The organism is Dorea longicatena, from assembly GCF_025150085.1.
In the GTDB taxonomy this organism is placed as follows: domain Bacteria; phylum Bacillota; class Clostridia; order Lachnospirales; family Lachnospiraceae; genus Dorea_A; species Dorea_A longicatena.
Genome location: NZ_CP102280.1, coordinates 894,607 through 914,102, shown reverse-complemented (window position 1 = coordinate 914,102; position 19,496 = coordinate 894,607). Strand labels below are relative to the sequence as shown.

17 protein-coding genes and 1 pseudogene are annotated in these 19,496 nt (G+C 37.8%); 1 reads left to right on the top strand and 17 read right to left on the bottom strand.

The window, feature by feature from the left end; all coding sequences use genetic code 11:
- Window positions 1-146: 146 nt before the first annotated feature.
- The 11 genes and pseudogenes from NQ508_RS04335 to NQ508_RS04285 form a co-directional block, all read right to left on the bottom strand.
- On the bottom strand, window positions 147-1,058 hold the full coding sequence (locus tag NQ508_RS04335; protein ID WP_006426193.1) for a ParB/RepB/Spo0J family partition protein: 912 nt from the start codon (window positions 1,056-1,058) through the stop codon (window positions 147-149).
- Window positions 1,036-1,863 carry a ParA family protein gene (locus NQ508_RS04330; RefSeq protein ID WP_006426194.1) on the bottom strand — a complete coding sequence of 276 codons (828 nt, stop codon included), beginning with the start codon at window positions 1,861-1,863 and terminating at the stop codon, window positions 1,036-1,038. The genes NQ508_RS04335 and NQ508_RS04330 overlap by 23 nt, the downstream gene beginning before the upstream one ends.
- 175 nt (window positions 1,864-2,038) lie before the next feature.
- Complete coding sequence (locus NQ508_RS04325; protein ID WP_006426195.1) at window positions 2,039-3,109, bottom strand: hypothetical protein; 1,071 nt, start codon at window positions 3,107-3,109, stop codon at window positions 2,039-2,041.
- Between the two features lie 22 nt (window positions 3,110-3,131).
- Window positions 3,132-4,571 (bottom strand): DUF5677 domain-containing protein, encoded by a 1,440-nt coding sequence (locus NQ508_RS04320; protein WP_044919363.1) that lies wholly within the window; start codon window positions 4,569-4,571, stop codon window positions 3,132-3,134.
- 74 nt (window positions 4,572-4,645) lie between these two features.
- The gene (locus NQ508_RS04315) at window positions 4,646-5,608 is read right to left on the bottom strand and encodes a hypothetical protein (protein WP_006426197.1); all 963 of its coding nucleotides are present in this window, start codon (window positions 5,606-5,608) and stop codon (window positions 4,646-4,648) included.
- Between the two features lie 302 nt (window positions 5,609-5,910).
- Window positions 5,911-6,180, bottom strand: a pseudogene (locus NQ508_RS04310) (DEAD/DEAH box helicase family protein); the annotation flags it as partial.
- 313 nt (window positions 6,181-6,493) lie between these two features.
- Window positions 6,494-6,685 carry a hypothetical protein gene (locus tag NQ508_RS04305; RefSeq protein WP_006426199.1) on the bottom strand — a complete coding sequence of 64 codons (192 nt, stop codon included), beginning with the start codon at window positions 6,683-6,685 and terminating at the stop codon, window positions 6,494-6,496.
- Between the two features lie 27 nt (window positions 6,686-6,712).
- Window positions 6,713-6,853, bottom strand: coding sequence for a hypothetical protein (locus tag NQ508_RS14430; protein ID WP_330370960.1), 141 nt, complete (start codon window positions 6,851-6,853; stop codon window positions 6,713-6,715).
- Between the two features lie 216 nt (window positions 6,854-7,069).
- The gene (locus NQ508_RS04295; protein ID WP_006426201.1) at window positions 7,070-7,870 is read right to left on the bottom strand and encodes a helix-turn-helix transcriptional regulator; all 801 of its coding nucleotides are present in this window, start codon (window positions 7,868-7,870) and stop codon (window positions 7,070-7,072) included.
- Between the two features lie 351 nt (window positions 7,871-8,221).
- The gene (locus NQ508_RS04290; protein WP_006426202.1) at window positions 8,222-9,619 is read right to left on the bottom strand and encodes an MFS transporter; all 1,398 of its coding nucleotides are present in this window, start codon (window positions 9,617-9,619) and stop codon (window positions 8,222-8,224) included.
- 169 nt (window positions 9,620-9,788) lie between these two features.
- Complete coding sequence (locus NQ508_RS04285; RefSeq protein WP_044919367.1) at window positions 9,789-12,827, bottom strand: glycoside hydrolase family 2 TIM barrel-domain containing protein; 3,039 nt, start codon at window positions 12,825-12,827, stop codon at window positions 9,789-9,791.
- A gap of 199 nt (window positions 12,828-13,026) precedes the next feature.
- Here NQ508_RS04285 and NQ508_RS04280 point away from each other — a divergent pair, with 199 nt between their 5' ends.
- Window positions 13,027-13,890: an AraC family transcriptional regulator gene (locus tag NQ508_RS04280; protein ID WP_044919369.1), complete on the top strand. Its 864-nt coding sequence runs from the start codon at window positions 13,027-13,029 to the stop codon at window positions 13,888-13,890.
- Between the two features lie 232 nt (window positions 13,891-14,122).
- Here the strand turns inward: NQ508_RS04280 and NQ508_RS04275 are convergent, their stop codons facing one another.
- From NQ508_RS04275 to yihA, 6 genes are all read right to left on the bottom strand, one after another.
- Window positions 14,123-14,248, bottom strand: coding sequence for a hypothetical protein (locus NQ508_RS04275; protein ID WP_006426206.1), 126 nt, complete (start codon window positions 14,246-14,248; stop codon window positions 14,123-14,125).
- 1 nt (window position 14,249) lies between these two features.
- A complete protein-coding gene (locus NQ508_RS04270) occupies window positions 14,250-15,086 on the bottom strand; it encodes an MBL fold metallo-hydrolase (RefSeq protein WP_044919372.1) in 837 nt (278 codons plus the stop codon).
- A gap of 146 nt (window positions 15,087-15,232) precedes the next feature.
- Window positions 15,233-17,611, bottom strand: coding sequence for a trans-4-hydroxy-L-proline dehydratase (gene hypD, locus NQ508_RS04265; RefSeq protein WP_006426208.1), 2,379 nt, complete (start codon window positions 17,609-17,611; stop codon window positions 15,233-15,235).
- A gap of 4 nt (window positions 17,612-17,615) precedes the next feature.
- Complete coding sequence (locus tag NQ508_RS04260) at window positions 17,616-18,524, bottom strand: trans-4-hydroxy-L-proline dehydratase activase (protein WP_022415767.1); 909 nt, start codon at window positions 18,522-18,524, stop codon at window positions 17,616-17,618.
- 178 nt (window positions 18,525-18,702) lie between these two features.
- Window positions 18,703-18,852: a hypothetical protein gene (locus NQ508_RS04255; protein ID WP_006426210.1), complete on the bottom strand. Its 150-nt coding sequence runs from the start codon at window positions 18,850-18,852 to the stop codon at window positions 18,703-18,705.
- A 37-nt stretch (window positions 18,853-18,889) separates the two neighbouring features.
- Entirely contained in the window at window positions 18,890-19,480 is a 591-nt protein-coding gene (yihA, locus tag NQ508_RS04250; RefSeq protein WP_006426211.1) for a ribosome biogenesis GTP-binding protein YihA/YsxC, read from the bottom strand.
- Window positions 19,481-19,496 lie beyond the last annotated feature (16 nt).

Here is a 19,496-nt window from a genome sequence, read left to right as displayed (position 1 = left end):
AAAAGAGGTTCCCGGCTCCTTATTGTCTTTTCGGCTGGTAATCTGCTGGTAAACCAAAGGGGTAGGGTGTGGGGAGGGGAAAACAGAAAAAGGCTGATTTCTCATTGACCACCAACAGATAGACTTCTCCCTTGGTGTCAAAATGCCTATCGTTCCTTGCTTTTTTCCCGTTTCCGGTATAATTCCAGTGCTTTGATAATGGTTTCTTCCATTTTCTGCTGTGTAGTTCCCGATGGAAAGTATTTTTTCAGTCGGTTCTTCGGGATTTTCCACTGCTCTACCTGATTTGGCTTCTCTTCTGACATAATCAACAGCAAAACATCTTCATTCAACCTGCCCTCTGCTGAAAATTTGCGGATTTTAATAGCCTGTGCATGACTTGGGGTACAAGCCTCCGACTCCATGGTGTCGTACAATATCTCCTGTTCCTCTTTCGGCAAATAAGACAATTCTACTGCCGGACGCATAGAAATCTTTTTGTCATCAACCATTTCAAGGATTTCCGGTATCAAATAGGTTAATCGAATATATCTTCTAATTTGGTCTTTACTTTCCCCAACCTGCTCCCCTAATAATTCATCAGAGCGTTTCCCTTTCAACTTTGTCGCCAATGGCGACGAAGTTAAATCCGTTCTCTGTCCTTGTCGTTTCATGACTTCCAGTTTCATTTTATAGGCAAATGCCTTTTCGGATGGTAAGATTTCTTCTCGCTGAAGATTGCTGTCAACCATGACAATGACTGCTTGGTCATCGCTAAGATTTCTTACAATACATGGCATTGTCTCTTTTCCTGCCAATTCACTTGCCATTTTTCTACGGTGTCCAGAAATCATTTCATATCCGCCTGTTGGCTTCTCCCTGACAAGTGCTGGGACTAATACGCCATGGTCACGCACGCTTTCGATAGTTTCCAACATCTTATCATCCATTTTTACCTTAAACGGATGATTCGGGAAATCTGTAATTTCATAAATAGAAATATTTTTTACATACTCCTGATTCTTCTGGTCTCTTTCTTCTTGCGTTGTAAAAAGATCATCGGCTGATGGCAGATTCATGTTTATTTCTCTGCTTTTCGCCACATTGAATCACCTCCCTCGTAAATTCTGCATACGCCTTTGCAACAGTTCCATTCTTGTCATACTCATAAATGCTCTGTCCTGCTGCACTGCTTTCTGCTGCTGTGATAGCCACTGGAATAACAGTTTTGAAAATCCTAATATGCTTTCCATAATTTTCTCGAAGGCTATCCTCTGTTGTCTTGGCAAGTTTCGTCCGCATATCTGCAAGTGTCAACAACACTCCATCAATCTTCAGATTGGGATTTAACTGTCTCTGTACCTTACCGATTGTTTTCATTAACTGTGTCATGCCCTTTAGTGGAAGATAATGAGCCTGCACCGGAACAATTACACTGTCTGCGGCAGCTAATGCATTGATAGTCAACATTCCCAAACTAGGCATACAATCAATCAGGATATAATCATAATCCTTTTTCAAATCTGACAGATACAGCTTTAATGTCTGCTCTCTGCTCATGGCATTTACTAGTGAAATTTCCATGCCCGATAATTCGATATTGGTCGGAATAATATCTACACCCTCTTTGTGATGTAAAATTCCCTCGTTATACACAAATGGTTCGTCTTGTAATATTTTCTTCATTTGTGTATCCAACGTAATTGGAAGATTATCTGCATCAGTCCAACCTAAAGCGGTTGTTAAGTCTCCCTGTGGATCAGCATCGACCAATAATACTTTTCGCCCCTGATGTGCAAGACCGATTCCCAGATTTAATGTTGTTGTGGTCTTGGCTGTTCCTCCCTTTTGATTTGCAAGGGCGATTACTTTACACTTGGTCATATGGTTTCCTCCTTCCTCGAAAAATTTAATAGCCAATCCTTTTTACGGAATTGACTATGTATAAAAATGGGTATGAAAAAACCGATTGGCTCTTGGTGAACCAATCGGCTATGTATAATTACTCTACTTAATCATTCATCTCCTAATTTTTTCATACATTTTTGACAACATGGCTTTATTCAACAGAACTCATATAACTTTCAACACACTTCACAATTTCTCCCGGAAGTGGAATTCTTTCTTCTTCAATCGCATTAATAATCGCATCAGTCATCTTTCCATTTCCCATATGTAATTTCACAAAACCGTATTCCTTATCTGAAAAATCGAAAGCTTTCTGAACAACATATGGAATATATGTATTCAAATATTTTTGTTTTGTAAATTTGCTTGATAAATTCGACTGGGAGAGTATAGTAAAATACTGAAAAGTAACATCATTTCTAATAAATGGAATCATATGATAGATATCCATAAGCATTACTATATCAATTGTTTGCATGCAAAATTGCACTACAAGTAAATAAAATAATTGTGCCTCACTCATATTTTTCATCATAGGCATAATATGACCATTTGATTTTAAATAATTAGTACATCTATCTCTCAATGGCATCTTAATATCTTCCACCCCATCAAATATCAACTGATTCTTTATTTGTGGTAATAAATTATTTTCAATATCTTCATATGTTTCATTCTTTGCATAAAAATCCTGAATATCATTATATTCCGTTGAAAACATCGAGAGAATCATATTTTCAGCAGCTTTTGATAACGCCAAATGATAAGCTTCCCCATTATTAACTGTAATATATTCTATTGGCAAGATATAAAAATCATCTGTATATTCTCTAAGTAAAAGCAATATATCTCGAATGCACTCCTTCACATATTGGTTTGTGTATTCAAAATTAATTTCATCCTCCGTACCATTATATAAAATAGCCATTTTTAACAGTGGTTCATTTATCAATCTGACTCTCCCCACCAAAATATATTCATAATGTCCATTACTCACAATATCCAGGCGAACTGCTCCTGCAAGGAAAGCCACTTTGTCATCTTCCGTAATATGAGAGACAAAGTACTCTATACTTTTCCTATTTCGATACCAGAACATTTTTACCTCACCAATTAATCTTTTATAATCTGATACAGTAAAACTTTCCAGTTTTTCTTCATATCTCTCAAGCAAAATCCTATAATTATTCATGATTCGCTTTATAGCTTTCAATTCAACCATTTATATCACCCCTTGGATTTAACTAAATATTATAAAACTCCGGAAATTCTATATAATCTGCAATAGCTTCAAATGTCTTCTTCATAACCATTTCACAATCACTTAACACACTACGCAAATTCTGTTCAGCATGATAATCTGGTACACAATGATATATATGTGCCGGATTGTCGCAAATTAGCATGGATGATTCTCTAATTGCGCCCCAAATACCATGTGCAAAATTAGTGGCGTATTCGTAATATATTTCATATAGTTCATCTTCGCCACATTTTTTAAATTTAGCCCTAACACTTGTTTTATCAAAATACCCAATACTTATATTGACAAAAGCTTCATCCATATCTTCATTCACCATTAATTCCATTATTCTTTCATCAATCTGCGAATCATCCGATACAGTATATTTCTCCTCACGTAACTTTGCCATTACTAATTTATACTTACCATTTCCATATGCCTTGAACCTATCATAAACATCTGGCACTTCATCTTCCTGTTGCATCATATATTTTAAATTGATATATGTCTCCAACATTGTTCTAAATAGAATCCTTCCGCTAATATTATTCTGCATCTGTTTTTCTATAATTTCTTGATATATTCTGTAAATATAACAAGTCATCCCCATGATTACGGAATATTTAGTTTCCATCTTCTTATCTTCATTATTTGCAGCGAAATATTCAATTGTTTGCTTTGCAATCTCGTAGAATTCCATTTTTTCCTTCTCCTCATCCCATACTATTACCAAAGGATTACATTCTGAAATCTTCCCCAATACTTTCCATATTTTCTCAGAAAACTCCTTACTACAATCTAAATTGCACAACCCTTGGAATGTAGATCTAATAACAGGTCTATATATTCTCATAGCTTCATCTTCATGATTGCATTTATAATATTCTGATAACGCTGTAGGAACTATATCTATTTCATTTGAAATATACAATCTCCCATTCTGTATGTAAAACCAATCAACTATAAAACATATATCGGTACTCAACTCATCATGAAATCTATTAGTCTCATTTGCAATATTCAAAAGTTCCGAAATGTTTTCATCAACATTTATTGAAAAATCATAAAAAGAATCATAAAAAGTCTCATTTATATCCGAAGTAATCACCACTGTTAAAGGCAACAATATATTTTTCTCCACATATCGTGTTACTATTGACCAATATTTTCTCTGCTGTTCCGCGGATAATCCGAAAATCTTTGATAGTTGTGGAATTACCATGTCTTCGTCTTTTAACTCTTCAATTATATGATACATATTTTCAAAACCCTTTTTTCTCCCTTGCTTACGGATAATTAAACCAATCCAAAGAAATTCAGGCAACCAACACCTTGCCCAACTGGAAAGACTTAATTTTGCCCCCAAACCGCTTGGGGAGGTAAATGGTGTATACAATGTATCTCCTTGTTTTTTATGTTTTGACAATTCAATTTTATCCATTATCATCATTCCTCTCAATTACAAATTTTCATGTATGTATTCCCGCTGCATTTTATCTTTTCTCAATGTCTTATTTATATCATTAATTCCACATTTCTCTTAACTTTATCTAGCGCCGCATCAGATAATATTCCCTGACTATGCATATGTATCGCTAATATAATATACTCCGTCAAAAAAATATCTGTATACATCTCAAACGTCTCTTTATTGGCATTAATGCTATTCATTCGAGCCGCAACATTCCCGTGAAAATTATTACATCTTGAAGCATAAAGAATACCAAATAAAACAAATGAAAGTCTTTCCTCTTCTGTAAAACTATATCTCTTTTTTGTTCTTGCTATGTCAGAAAATGTAATTTCTACTTCATCTCCTTTCACAAGTTTTCTTAATTTCGTTGCAAAACTATGTGTTATTGCCCGACTCTTTTCTTTATTCAAATTATCAATTCCTAAATCCACTTTATTTCCCACAACCACTGGATTTGCAATCTGGTTATATACATTTCCATAAGAATTAATCAAAATATCTGATAACACAGGGATTTTCCCTTTCAAAGACTTATATGACGATGCTCTATATTTTTCCGCAATCCCCGCACTTTCCATTGCATATCCTTTTAACAAATATGATGCGACATAATGAAAAGTCTTCATTGGTAATTTCAACAAAAACGGTTCCAAAATTGCCTTATACCTGTTATTCCATTCAGCCAAAAGAGCCTCCCTAACAAGTTCAACACCTTTTGTATCCACGCAAAATCCTATACTATTATCACCTAATTGTTGCACATAGTATGAATGATTAATGGCTTGCCAACAAAACAAAGCTGCTAAATCTGGTCTTTGAGGCAAAACATAATAACTGTCAAAGAGATATGTCAATATTTCATATGGATAAGAATTTTGATTTTCCCATTTTTCATCATATAAAAAATTTAGATTGCACAAAAGATTGTTTGAATCTTCACACGGAAGAAGACTCAAATGATATTGTTTGGAATATTTTTTTGCAAGTTTCAAGATACCATTCATAACATCATCACCTATATTTCCTTATTTATTTCAGTTCTCACTTAATTTTCTATCTCAAATATAAATATAATTTTTTTAATTCAACTGGCAAATCTTCATATTTTATCATATCATCTCTTCAACCCCTATACACTAATTTTTTCAAATTCTATAATCAAAAAAGCAGGCGATGAAAAGTCACAAAACCTCTTCATCCACCCGCTTTTCACCTATACTCTCACCACTACCACTTCCACAACATCTGGATGTTCAACCACCCACATACCACAAAATACTACCCGTTTTGTGACTTTCTCATGCTAGGAGACAAAATATTCCACTGCGTTATCGGGGAACATCTCCTTGAACTCTCCGTATAACTGAGCCGCTAACGTCTTATTATGAGCGATGACAAGTGTCGGCTTCTGTAATTGCTGAATCACATTTGCCATCGTAAAAGTCTTTCCAGAACCCGTAACCCCTAATAAAGTCTGGCATTGATTGCCTTCCTTGAACCCTTTTACAAGCTCTGCAATCGCCTGTGGCTGGTCTCCGGTTGGCTCATATGGGGCTTTTAATTTGAACTCATTCATGGTAAATTCCTCCATTTGTGACTTTTACTATGACCACTATCAGCCAAAAATTCGTAATCAGATTCGTAACGAAATGCCCATTTTTGTCTCGTTACGAATAAAAGTCACAAAATTCATATTTGCGGATAAAACAGCACTCGGAAATGCCTGATGATACCAGGCTCCGGTTCTGTCATATTTTTACTGTTTGTTCTTGTAACAGTCCCTATTATATCAGACATTTTTTTGAAAGTATATAGATGAAAGCAAGAAAAAAGTACAAATGTTCGATTCTCATTTGTACTTTTCTATCTTACTACTATTCTATTTTTTATCATGCTGCGTTGAAATATTTCTCCAGGATTAAGTCTATTTCAATCACTTCTGAATAATCATAATACTGATCTTTCCGCTTTTTTGGAATAACTTCTTCAATAAATGGTTCCAATACATCCAGACAGTCTTCTATGATTTCCTGCGTATCTCCATAGATATCTACTGATATGATTTCCTTGGCATGTCCCAATAAATGCGAAACCTCTCATTTTTCTTTCTACACTTCAACGCCATTCGGATATTCAACATTTAATTTTCCATTAGCCCCTAAATATTCTTTCTTTTCATCATGCAACCACTGGATGAATTCTGGAACACCTGGCAATATCTGATTGCCATGATAAATCACACCATCCATATCACAGATGAATCCTTTTTTCATTAAAATCGATTATGGATTTTCTCATGTTCATATGCGCCCTGCCTTTCTTGTTTCTTTAGAATACACCTTGCTCTTTTCATAATAAAATAAAGCGCTATTTTCTACAAATATTTTTATATTATATCATCCACACATAAAATCAAATACATAGTACTGTGAAATCAAAGTAAATATTTCTATCAACAGAACCTTTTATGACAACATCTCTTTCACACAAATACTCCGATAATCACTCGGTGATATTTTATATCTTTCTTTAAATACTCGGTTAAATGTTCTCTGACTTTCAAATCCACTATCCAGACAAATGTTTGTAATAGAATCACTCGTATTTTCCAAACGATGGCATGCATAGTTCAGCCTTGCATCGTTAAGATATTGATTAAAGTTTCTATGGAACGTCTTGGAAAAGAGTCTGGATAAAACATATTTGCTCACCCCCAGATCTTTTGCCATCTCTTCCAGCGAAAATTTCTTCTTAAAATTTGCTGATATATAGGAAACTGTCTGGTAAATAAGATCGTTGCTCCCCACATTACTCTTTTCTACCAAATTTAATTTTCCTATGCAGCGTGCCAACACAATTTGAAGATATGCCTGTGCAACAGTAATATCCGACTGTTCTGTCTCTAAAATTGCATTTATAACCCTATATACCTCCGGTTCAACCTTTTCCGCTTTGATGATTGGGTATTCAGGAGCCATGGATTGCATGATATCTGCAAATTTGGCTATCATAAATGGCGATGCAATCAGATAAGTCGCTTTATTTACACCGGGTGTCAGTACCTGATAGTGATGAATAACATCTGGAAATACAAAGCCTATATCTCCTTTTTCCATATGGTATAGTTCCTGTCCGACACCAAGTTCTAATGCTCCACTTGTTACACAAACGATCTCCAGTGCATTATGAAGATGTGGTTCAATATGTTTTGACTTCCTATTTATTGCTATGATCTCCTCTTTTGTGTCAACATATTTTAACTGCATGAAATACTCCCCTTTGCAACATTTGTCTATATCTTCTTTCGATTTGGCAAGCAATCCTTTTACACCTATCTTATAATCAACTTGTAAATAAGGAAAGGAGGAATTGCAAATGAGCAACCTAAAAAAATATCTGAATGACCTTTTAGTATTCTACACTGAATATTTTGAGCATCCTTACCATGTATAAATACTAAAAGGACTATTTTGTGAAAACTGAATATTTTCTTAAGGCCATTTCACAAAAATGAAGTGGTCCTTTTTTATTTTCAAAATACAGTTCAATCACTTTATATATAGAAAAAAGCACTGTCTCATCGAGCAATGACCAGACAACGCTTTCTCCTGTCAATTCTAATTTATGTCTGATGCATCTGTTACTTCATCTGCAGCAATTCCTTTTTCTGCTTTCAGTTTTTTATTTGCATCTTCTACATTCATTCTTGAAAGTACAAACATAATCAATACATCAAAGATTAACGGAAGCCAAAGATACATAAACTGCATCATATCAAGTGCAGACTGCGGCTGAGTTGCATTTGTTCCGATATATCCACTGAACTCAAGCAGCCATCCAACAACAGCGGTTCCAATACCTCCACCGATTTTTACGCCAAGAGAAGTACAAGAATACATCGTTCCGTCAATTCTCTTTCCCTGTGTAAGATAAGTGTACTCAGAGCAGGATGCGATAACTGCATTCATATCTCCCTGCCATGGTCCCTGACCTAAGGCTGCAAGAGCTGTAAATGCCATCATCAGCGGAACACTGCCCATATATCCTGCAACAACAACAAGTGCTCTACCGATGACTGCTAAGACATAACCTCTTAAGTTCAGTTTATACATACCTTTCCACTTACCAACTAATGTCGGTGTGAAAATCAGGGCAATGATCAGTGGAATATTTACTGCCCATGCAAATTGTCCAAACAAATTCTTATTTTTCAGTACCCATGTCATGTAATAAATGCCAGCTCCAATCATGGCACCATATAACTGCTGTAAAATATATGTTCCACAAATCATCATGTAATATTTGTTTTTAACAAGAAGCTTGAATGCCTGTACCATTCCGTACTTTTCATTATCATTCTTTACTTCTCCTTCGTTAAGTTCTTCCTCCGGAAGTTCCTTAACAGAAAGTGCTGAAATCGTATTTACGACAAGACCAATGATTGCATAGATAATAGCAACCGTTCTCCATGCTGCAGCATCTCCACCACATTTATCTACAAATCCAACTGTAATTGCCTGAATCAAAAGACTTGTTGAAAACGCAAAAATAAAACGGTAAGATCCCATCTGCACACGCTCTTTGCTGTTCTTTGTAATCAGTGACGTAAGTGCTGAATAAGCAATATTGTTTGCTGTATAAAACACACCATTTAACAGTGTGTAAGAGATAAAGAACCATGCATATTTAGCCGTTGTTCCCAAGCTGACTGGTACTGCAAAGCAGCTGACCAGCGTAATGGCACAACCAATATATCCATATAGCATCCAGGGTTTCGCTTTTCCCATTTTACTGTGTGTTTTGTCAATCATTGATCCAAAAAATATATCCGTAAAACCATCAAATAGTTTTGATACGGCAATCAGGGTACCCACGACACCTGCAGCAAGTCCTACCGAGTCCGTCAGATAGACCATTATAAAAGATGTCAGGAACGCATAGACTACATTACCTGCAATATCGCCTGATCCATATCCAATTTTGTTATACCATTTCAAATACTTTTTTTCTTCCATCGAATTTCTTTGCTCCTCATCTTCATCGCACTTAGAATTTCAAGATGTCTAACAGAGTATGATATCTAATTCTAGTTTTTTCTCTGTTTTTGTCTGATTGCTCTGTATATCCGGACTTTTCATAACAATCAGACTCTCTTTCCTTGTTTACGGGTTACATGAAACTTTATTATCCCTTTATATACGGTATCAGTGTAAACTGGAACCGGAATAATACATCATCAAATCGGTACTGCTCCAATACAACTGGACCACAACTGTTAGAACCAATGCCATTTAGTGCATAGTCAACACAAAATACTACACTATCTGATTCTGTCAGTTCATAATTATGCGTTTTCTCCTCAAGTTCTTCCTGCGTATAATAAGAAGCATTGAATGAGAAGGCATTTTCCGCAGAGACCACAATTCCATATCGGCTGTTGTTAAGCTCTACATATTCACAATCATAATGGCTTCCATTTTCCTGTGGGCGAATATAATCCTCATGCAAATCATCTACATTTGCCTGATACAAACCGTGGCTCGCAGCCTGATGTTTATCACAATAACTTTCCTGTGGTCCCATTCCAAAGTATCTTACAGCTGAAAGTTTTTTATCCAGGAACATCCTCACACCAAATCTCGGAAGATCCGGGAATTCATCGTCTTTTGTTACTGCAATATCTGCATCAATCTTTCCAGCAGCTTCTATTTTCCATGTGATCGTCACATCAAGAATCTTCTGTACTGTCTCTGCCACAACGGATGCATGGCTTGTAATTTTCACACCATGCTTTCCCTGCACGACCTCTGTCGTGTAAGCTCTTGTATAAGCTTTATCATAATGGGCTTTCTTCCATTCAGACTTGATGTACATATCATTATCTGTTGGTGCCCTCCAGATATTTAATTCCATCGGGTGGTTCAGATATTCCCGACCTGCAAATTTCATCTCTGTAAAAAGTGCAGTCCGTCGGTCGATTGTATATGCGAATTCACGGCCTTTGATATGAATCTGGGTATCATCTTCACTCACCTGTAATTCAGAATCCGTCACTGTTTTTTCAACCCATTTTTCTGCTAACTGGCATTTGGCATCCTTCTGGCTTACTTCGATCTCATCAAATCCAAGGATATAATCCTCTTCCAGCAGAGGCATTTCTTTTTTCAGGTGGTAAGTGAGTTTTAAATAACATTTTCCATTTTCTGGAACGTTGACCTGCAGGTTTGTTTTTCCTTCACTATGTGGTACCACAGATACTTCAGCAAGTTTTCCTTTCCCAATCAAAAGTCCCTCCTGTGTCAATTCATAGCTGATTTTCACATAATCTTTCAGATTATCAAAATCCATGTAGTTATGAAGCACCAGTTCTCCGCTTTCTTTGTCATAGGAAATAACCCTTGCCGGGCGATAAACATTCTTGTATTCCAAAAGTCCTGTATGTACCGTTCTGTCCGGATATACTAATCCATCCATACAGAAGTTGCCATCATGAATTTCTTCGCCATGGTCGCCCCCATAAGCATATATAGTCTTTCCATTCTCAGCAGTTCCATGAGCAATCGCATGGTCACACCATTCCCAGACAAAGCCGCCGCACATTTTATCATTATCCTGAATCATCTGGAAGTAATCTTCAAAATCTCCAGGTCCGTTTCCCATGCTGTGACAGTACTCTACCAAAAGGAAGGGTTTACTTCCATCTTTATCCAGATATTCCTGAATTTCGGAAAGCGCCGGGTACATCCGGCTGTACACATCCAGATTGCTGTAATCATATGTTTCATCATAATTACGGTATCTTGCACTCTCATATTGTGTGATACGGTCTGGATCAAAATTCTTTGTCCATTCCAGTGCTTTTTCAAAGTTGCAGCCATAAGCACTCTCATTTCCCATTGACCACATAACAATACAGAAACGGTTTTTGTCACGTTCCACCATGAGTTTTACTCGATCAACGATTGCCTCTTCCCATACCGGATCATCTGCAATCTTCTCATTCCATCGTTTGAACCGATTGTAATCGGTGTCTTCTTTTCTGTAGATCATAAATGGACCATGAGCTTCAATATCTGCTTCATCTATTACCATGAATCCATACTTGTCACACATTTCATAGAAAAATGGTGCGTTCGGATAGTGGCTGGAACGGATCGCATTAAAATTATGCTGCTTCATTAACGTAAGATCGGTTGTAATCTGTTCCGGATTGATTGTAAATCCAGTAACCGGATCAGAATCATGTCGATTGACACCACGGAATTTAATCTTCTGTCCATTTAAATAAATAACCTGGTCTTTAATCTCTATCTTTCTTAATGCAATGTAATCTACAATTACTTCATTCTCTGTTTCAAGAATCAGTTTATATAGATATGGATTTTCTGTATTCCAAAGTTCCGGACTTGCGATTTCTAATACAGCTGTTCCTTCTTCAGCAATACTTCCTAGTGCTACAACTGCTCCGTTTCTATCTTCAATCGAAATTTTTACATTTAACGGAGAGTAGAATTTCATTTCAATTTCTACTTTTGCAAGCATATCCTCAATTCTTGTTTTAATATGATAATCACTGATTGCCTGTTTTGGGCGTTTCAAAATGTACACATCCCGGAAAATACCACTCATACGGAATTTGTCCTGATCTTCCAAATAGGAACCATCACACCACTTCATTACCAACACTGCCACCGTATTCGTTCCATCCTGAAGTACATCGGTAACATCAAACTCACTGGTCATATGCGAAACCTGGCTGTATCCTATGTAAGAGCCATTGATCCATACGTAAAAGCAACTGTCTACTCCTTCAAAGTTCAAAAAAGATTTTGGCGCTTTCTCATCTCTACTGTACTCAAAAGTATGCACATAGGCTCCACACGGAATGTCCTGTGGCACATATGGTGGATCAAACGGAAATGGATACCGGATGTTTGTATACTGGTGTGTATCATATCCAGCCATCTGCCATACACTTGGAACCTGAATCTCATCAAAATTTTCTGTATCATAATTCTTCTCAAAGAAAGAATCCTGAATGTCATAGATGCTGTTAAAATACTGAAATTTCCAAGTTCCATTCAATAACTGCATACGATCTGACTCTTCTCTGTGTTCCACCAAGTTATCCATTCTTCTGGATGCCGGAATATAATAGGCTCTGGCTGGCATTGTGTTTTCGTGCAGTACGCTTAGATTTTCATAATAACGTGGTACGATCATAAATAGCTCTCCTCCAATACATATACTTTTTTGTTCTTTGTTTTCCTAAAGCAAACCTTATACTTTACTTTTTGTTTACGTTCCTTAGTTATGCTATATATAGCTTATCCTAATTCGCAAAATATGTCTATGAATTGGATTAGACAAAATATGCACTAAATGATACAATGATAAAAAGTACGAAAAGAGGTGCTGTCCTATGTATTTGAACACCGGTTATTTGAACCACTCACATATGGATTTCAAAGACAAAAGTCGTCCGCTGATTGTCGGTAGCTGTGGTACTTACCGTCTTTCCAGACATCCCAAACTTCCGACCTACCGTCCAAGGGGTCGTCTGGATTATCAGATTATATATATCACTGCTGGTTGTGGACATTTTCATTTTGATAATGTAAATAATGAAACGATTGTTCCAGCCGGCAACGTTGTACTGTACAGACCGAAAGAACTCCAAAAATATGAATATTACGGAGAAGATAAGACAGAAGTATACTGGATTCACTTCACAGGAAGCAATGTAAAAAATATCTTACGTCAATATGGGTTTCCGGATAAAGAACATGTCTTTCAAGTTGGTACATCTAATGAATATGAACAAATTTTCAAGCGTATTATTATCGAGCTCCAACGCTGTCAAGATAATTATGAGGAAATGCTTGTCCTTTTGCTACGTCATCTTCTGATCAGTTTCCACCGGGAACTGACAAGAGAGCACATATTAAAAAATGAATACCTTGATCATGAGATGGATAATGCTGTTACCTTTTTCAGTGAAAACTACAATCAAAATATCAATATTGATGATTATGCTGCCTCACGAGGCATGAGTGTCAGCTGGTTTATCCGAAATTTCAAAAAATATACCGGTTCTACACCAATGCAATTCATTGTGGGAATCCGCATCAACAATGCTCAGATGTTACTTGAAACAACAACTTATTCCATCAATGAGATTTCTAAGATTGTCGGATATGATAACCAGCTTTATTTCAGCCGGCTTTTTCACAAGCTGAAAGGATATTCGCCAAGAGAATACCGAAAAATAAAAAATAGGTTATGAAATCTATAATGTCATAAAAACTAAATGTCAAAAAAGGATGCCAACGAATCAAAGCAGATTACGTGACATCCTCTTCTTTTTATTAGTGCTATTTTATAAATTCAACCGAATAGTAATACATGTACTCATTATCTGTATCTATATGCTCCCCTGCAATATCCTGTATTGGCAATGAGCTTAACCCTTTTTCTCCATAAATAATTCTGCATATTATAGTCATATTCTCCACAGGTCACTGCATTTCTACCTTCTCTTTTACTGTCTCATTACTTCTTGAACTATGTGTTTTCTTCTCTTCACACCTGATCATCATAGTAATGCACAGCATACTTACACCTACAACTGCTTTCCAATTCATACTAAATCTCTATCCTGCATCCCGTATTCAGGGCATGTACCATATTCCCAAGTTCTCTTTTCATAATTCCAAATGCGATCATTCCGGTACAATGTCCGGTATAAACCTTTTCTACGCCCAGTTCTTTCAGTTCTCTTGCTACTTTTACTACTTCATCCACAGGAATCCCAAGGGTATCCAGTCCAGAAAGCTTCATCATATGGAATCCTCCTATGACGGCATATATTTTCTTTCCTGCAAATGCGTTCTGCACTTCTCTTACAATATTGGCAATACCGCCATGAGAGCAGCTGTTAAATATCACAAGTCCCTTTTCTGTCTCAAATACGATACTCTGCTCATGTGCAAAATCATCTGCAATGAATTCATCGCCCACTTTGCGGTACATATGTGCTCTGCGGCCCATTCCATCCAGATTTTCTGTCGAATGCGGCACAACCCAGACTCCTTTTTCCACTTCACATACTGTATGTAATGTATGGAATCGTTCTTTATACGCCTCCAGAAGCTGCACCGGTATCCCTATATATTTATCACCGGTTTCTGTACGGAAATAACAATTTTCCGCAGAAGTGTCCTGCATATAAACTTCCGCCTTATCATTTTCTTTGAAAAATGCTTCAAATCCTCCACTGTGATCGTAGTGGGCGTGTGATAAGAATGCGGTATCTATGTCTGCCAGACTAATCCCCAGTTCTTTTGCATTCTTCGCAAATAACGTACTGGCTCCGGTATCCAGAAGATACTTCTTTCCATCATATTCGATATACACTGACAGGCCGTGTTCTCCATAAAGCCGGCAGCTGGTGCTGTTTTCTACTAATACTGTTATTTTCATCTTTATCATCCTCCATTCTTCCATATGTTCTTCTCGATTCTATATCCTTTATCCCCATGATAACACATTTTTCACTTCTGAACATATCCAAAAAAGAGCCCGCAAAACGCGGGCTCCCCAAAATCATATTTTTACTTTTGTTAATCTTATTCGAATGACTGTTCTGTACGGTTGATAATCTCATCCTGTAACGGTTTGCTTAAGTTACGGAAGAAGTCACTGTATCCTGCAACACGTACGATCAGATCTCTGTAATCATCCGGATGTTTCTGTGCTTCGATCAGTGTCTGTCTGTCGATAACGTTGAACTGTACATGATGTCCATCCATTGCAAAGTAGCTGCGGATCAGACTCGCCATATTCTCCAGTCCCTTTTCTCCTGCTACTACATCAGGTGTGAACTTCTGGTTCAGAAGTGTTCCTGCTGTTGCAAGATGATCCATCTTAGCGCAAGATTTGATAACTGCTGTAGGTCCGTTTACATCGGCTGATTTCTCCGGTGAGATACCTTCTGATACAGGGATGTTAGCCTTTCTTCCGTTAGCAGTTGCTCCGATTACTTCTCCAAAGTATACGTGGCATGTTGTAGGAAGCATATCTACTCCGTACTTTCCGCCTCTCATAGTCGGACGTCCTGTGATCAGATCATGATACAGGTTGAATACATCCTGCATGATAGAATCTGCATAGTCATCGTCATTACCATATTTTGGAGTCTTATCATGTACCATACGGAAGATTGCATCATAACCTTCAAAGTTGTGATCCATTGCTTCAAGCAGTTCTTCCATTGTGAAATTCTTCTTATCAAATACGTTATATTTTACAGCTGTGATACAGTCTGTAACAGTTCCGATACCTACACCCTGGATATAGTTGGTGTTGTATCTTGCTCCACCTGCATTGTAATCTTTTGCATTGCTGATACAGTCATTTGTAACAACTGACAGACAAGGTGCCGGCATATTCTCAGCATACAGTTTCTCGATCACGTTGTTTCCACGAATCTTGATATCGATGATATATTTTAACTGTTTCTGGAATGCATCCCATAATTCGTCATATGACTTGAAGTCTTTTGCTTCACCAGTCTTAAGACCAAGCTGTTTGCCGGATTCTTTATCAAATCCATTATAAAGTGTCAGTTGGAATACCTTAGGAATGTTCAGGTATCCTGTCAGGATATAAGCCTCACTTCCCCATGCTCCTGTCTCAACACATCCTGAAGATCCGCCGCGACGTGCATCTTCCAGAGATTTACCTGCATTAACAAGCTCCATGGTCTGTGCTTCTGTATTATAGAATGCCGGCTGTCCCCATCCTTTTCTTGAGATCTCACATGCTCTCTTTAAGAAACGTGCAGGAGTCTTCTTGCTGATGGTTACGTTAGAGTTTGGCTGTACCAGTTTCATATCATCCATGCAGTCAAGGATCAGATAGCTGACTGCGTTAACGCCGTCTTTACCATCCGGTGTAACTCCACCTGTATTGATATTTGCAAAGTCTACATATGTAGCACTTTCTTTTAATGTGATACCTACTTTAACAGGTGCCGGCTGGTTGTAGAATTTTACCCATAAGCACTCTAAGAGTTCTTTTGCTTTGTCATCATCCAGAATTCCTGCTTCTGTATCTGCTTCATAGTATTTGATCAGATGCTGATCAAGACGTCCCGGACTGAATGCATCCCATGGGTTCAGCTCTGTTGTAACTGCCAGATGTGTGAACCAGTATAACTGGATTGCCTGCCAGTATGTCTGTGGTGCATGTGCAGGAACAACTTCCAGGTTAGCCGCAATCTGTTTTAATTCCTCTTTACGTACCGGATCAGCTTCTTTTTCAGCCATCTCCAGTGCTAATTTGTGATATCTCTCACCAAGGATGATCACTGCATCACAGGAAATATCCATGGCTTTTAATTCTTCCATCTTGTCATATGCTTCAGGATCATTCATGAAATCAAGAGCATCCATGGATTTTTTGATCTTCTCTTTATAATCCATGTATCCTGTTGTGAATACCTGTTCACCACCACATGTATGTCCCGGTCCTCTCTGCTCCATGAACTCTGTGAACATACCTGCTGAATAACAGTCGTTCCACTCTGGAGTCATTGCTGCGAGAAGTTTCTCTCTCATGCTTCGTCCCTTCCAGAATGGGATGATCTCTTCTGCCTGGAGTTTTCTGTCTTCTTCTGTTGTATGGAAAGATACCAGATCACGTTCGCTCATGACTGTCATATCTTCTACGCTGTGACAGCACAGTTCCGGGAATGTAGGTGATGCCTGTGGATCTTTTCCTTTCTCTCCTACGATCAGTTCTCCCTCTCCCAGATACAGTGTCTTTTTAGAGAAATACTCTTTTAACACCATAGATCTCATAACCGGGATAGAATACTTTCCGTCATTTTCTTTGTAAAATTCTGTCTCGATTTTTGCTCTTTCCAGATCGATATGTACCGGGGTGGTAACACTCAGCTCTCTTAACTTCTGGATTCTTTCGTTCATGCCTCTTTTTGCTGCCATTGTTTTAACCTCCTATCTTTGTGTTTGAAAAGCCTGCATCCTGGAAAAGTTTTACAAACCCTTCCATTTCTTCTTTTGTCGGTGCACTCAAGTCGTTACCTTTATATTCCATATCCAGCTTTGGATATTTACTGCTTCCTGTATTGTGATACGGCAGTAAATTCACCTGTGCCGGGTGGATATCATGTTCTTTCAGGAAACGGATTGTTTCATTCATATTCTCTTCGTTTCCATTTACTTCCTTAACGGTAGGGATACGGATATAGATCCTTGCCCCTGCGTCAGAAAGCTTTACAAGATTATCTAAGATTAATTTGTTGTCTACTCCAATGTATTGCTTATGCAATTCCGGATCCATGACCTTTACATCATATAAGAATGTATTAACATATGGAAGAATTGCTTCAAATTTCTCATACGGAACATATCCGCATGTATCAATTGTAAGCGATACTTCTTCTTTCTTCAAGGCTTTTGCGATTTCAAGTATATAATCGGTTGACATTGCCATCACTTCACCGCCTGAAAGTGTAACGCCCCCGCCGGACTGCTCATAGAACATCAAATCCTTCATCAGTTCTTTTACCAGTGCCTTCACCGGATATTTCTGTCCTACGATCTCACGGATTCCCTGTGTACAGAAATTCTCACACTTCCCACAGAGTGTACATAACTTCTTGTCAAGCTTTGGTCTGCCTTCCTCCATAGTAATCGCATGGTTCGGACAGACTTGCGCACATGCACCACATCCGGTACATTTCTCTCTGTCGTATTGAATCTCCTGTTCAAAGCGCTGTGTCTCAGGATTATGACACCATACACACTTCAATGGACATCCTTTAAAAAATACGGTAGTACGGATTCCGTCACCATCATGAATAGAATACTTCTGGATATTTGTTATAAGATCCATGATATTCTCCTTTCTTCTCATCGAACTTGCTGTTTTTCATTTGTTTTTGCTATATTTAGACCAACGTTCGTACTATAGTCTAATCATAACAAAAGAAATAGAGTTTGTCAAGACTTTGACAAACTCTATTGTGATATTTCAACATTTTTATTCTATGTATGGCAATATATTTTTTCTTCTACAGGAACAATTTTACACAGGCAATCGCAATTGATGCAACTGCAACGATCCGCTTCAACATCTTCTGATTGATCCTCGTCGCATTCTTACTTCCGGCAAACACACCGATTCCGTGAGCGATCAGAAGTACCGGTAACAGTACATACATTCCTTCTGTTCCGGCCGGGTATCCGCCGCTTTATGCATTAAACGTTAAGGAACTGACTCTCCACCAGCTCCCATATCTCATCCCGTCCTTGTTTCGTCACGGATGAAAATGGAATCACAATGGTTCCAGGCAACACTCCCAGACCTTCTTTTACGATCTTGATCTGTTTGTCTTTCTGGCTGCGTTTGATCTTGTCAAGTTTTGTTGCGATGATCACCGGATTGAAGCCCTGTGACACGATCCACTCATACATCATCTTGTCATTACCGGATGGTTTGTGACGGATGTCGATCAGAAGGAAGACAACTTTCAGCTGTTTTGATCCATGCAGATAACGTTCGATCAGCTGTCCCCATTTGATTTTCTCCTGTTCGGATACCTTCGCATATCCGTATCCCGGGAGGTCTACCAGATATAATTCTTCATTGATATTATAGAAGTTGATCGTCTGTGTCTTTCCCGGTGTTGCGGATATTCTCGCGTAAGATTTACGGTTCATAAGTGCATTGATCAGGGATGACTTTCCTACGTTGGATTTCCCTGCAAATGCGATCTCCGGGAGTGTATTCTCCGGAAGCTTGCTGGTGATTCCACATACGGTTTCCAGGTTAATATTTCTGATTATCATATATTTCTCCTTTGAT

Coding starts and splice junctions, on each gene's coding strand:
- NQ508_RS04335 (WP_006426193.1), bottom strand. CDS start 1,058: ATGAATCTGCCATCAGCCGATGATCTTTTTACAACGCAAGAAGAAAGA.
- NQ508_RS04330 (WP_006426194.1), bottom strand. CDS start 1,863: ATGACCAAGTGTAAAGTAATCGCCCTTGCAAATCAAAAGGGAGGAACA.
- NQ508_RS04325 (WP_006426195.1), bottom strand. CDS start 3,109: ATGGTTGAATTGAAAGCTATAAAGCGAATCATGAATAATTATAGGATT.
- NQ508_RS04320 (WP_044919363.1), bottom strand. CDS start 4,571: ATGGATAAAATTGAATTGTCAAAACATAAAAAACAAGGAGATACATTG.
- NQ508_RS04315 (WP_006426197.1), bottom strand. CDS start 5,608: ATGAATGGTATCTTGAAACTTGCAAAAAAATATTCCAAACAATATCAT.
- NQ508_RS14430 (WP_330370960.1), bottom strand. CDS start 6,853: ATGGATGGTGTGATTTATCATGGCAATCAGATATTGCCAGGTGTTCCA.
- NQ508_RS04295 (WP_006426201.1), bottom strand. CDS start 7,870: ATGCAGTTAAAATATGTTGACACAAAAGAGGAGATCATAGCAATAAAT.
- NQ508_RS04290 (WP_006426202.1), bottom strand. CDS start 9,619: ATGGAAGAAAAAAAGTATTTGAAATGGTATAACAAAATTGGATATGGA.
- NQ508_RS04285 (WP_044919367.1), bottom strand. CDS start 12,827: ATGATCGTACCACGTTATTATGAAAATCTAAGCGTACTGCACGAAAAC.
- NQ508_RS04280 (WP_044919369.1), top strand. CDS start 13,027: ATGTATTTGAACACCGGTTATTTGAACCACTCACATATGGATTTCAAA.
- NQ508_RS04275 (WP_006426206.1), bottom strand. CDS start 14,248: ATGAATTGGAAAGCAGTTGTAGGTGTAAGTATGCTGTGCATTACTATG.
- NQ508_RS04270 (WP_044919372.1), bottom strand. CDS start 15,086: ATGAAAATAACAGTATTAGTAGAAAACAGCACCAGCTGCCGGCTTTAT.
- hypD (WP_006426208.1), bottom strand. CDS start 17,611: ATGGCAGCAAAAAGAGGCATGAACGAAAGAATCCAGAAGTTAAGAGAG.
- NQ508_RS04260 (WP_022415767.1), bottom strand. CDS start 18,524: ATGGATCTTATAACAAATATCCAGAAGTATTCTATTCATGATGGTGAC.
- NQ508_RS04255 (WP_006426210.1), bottom strand. CDS start 18,852: ATGTATGTACTGTTACCGGTACTTCTGATCGCTCACGGAATCGGTGTG.
- yihA (WP_006426211.1), bottom strand. CDS start 19,480: ATGATAATCAGAAATATTAACCTGGAAACCGTATGTGGAATCACCAGC.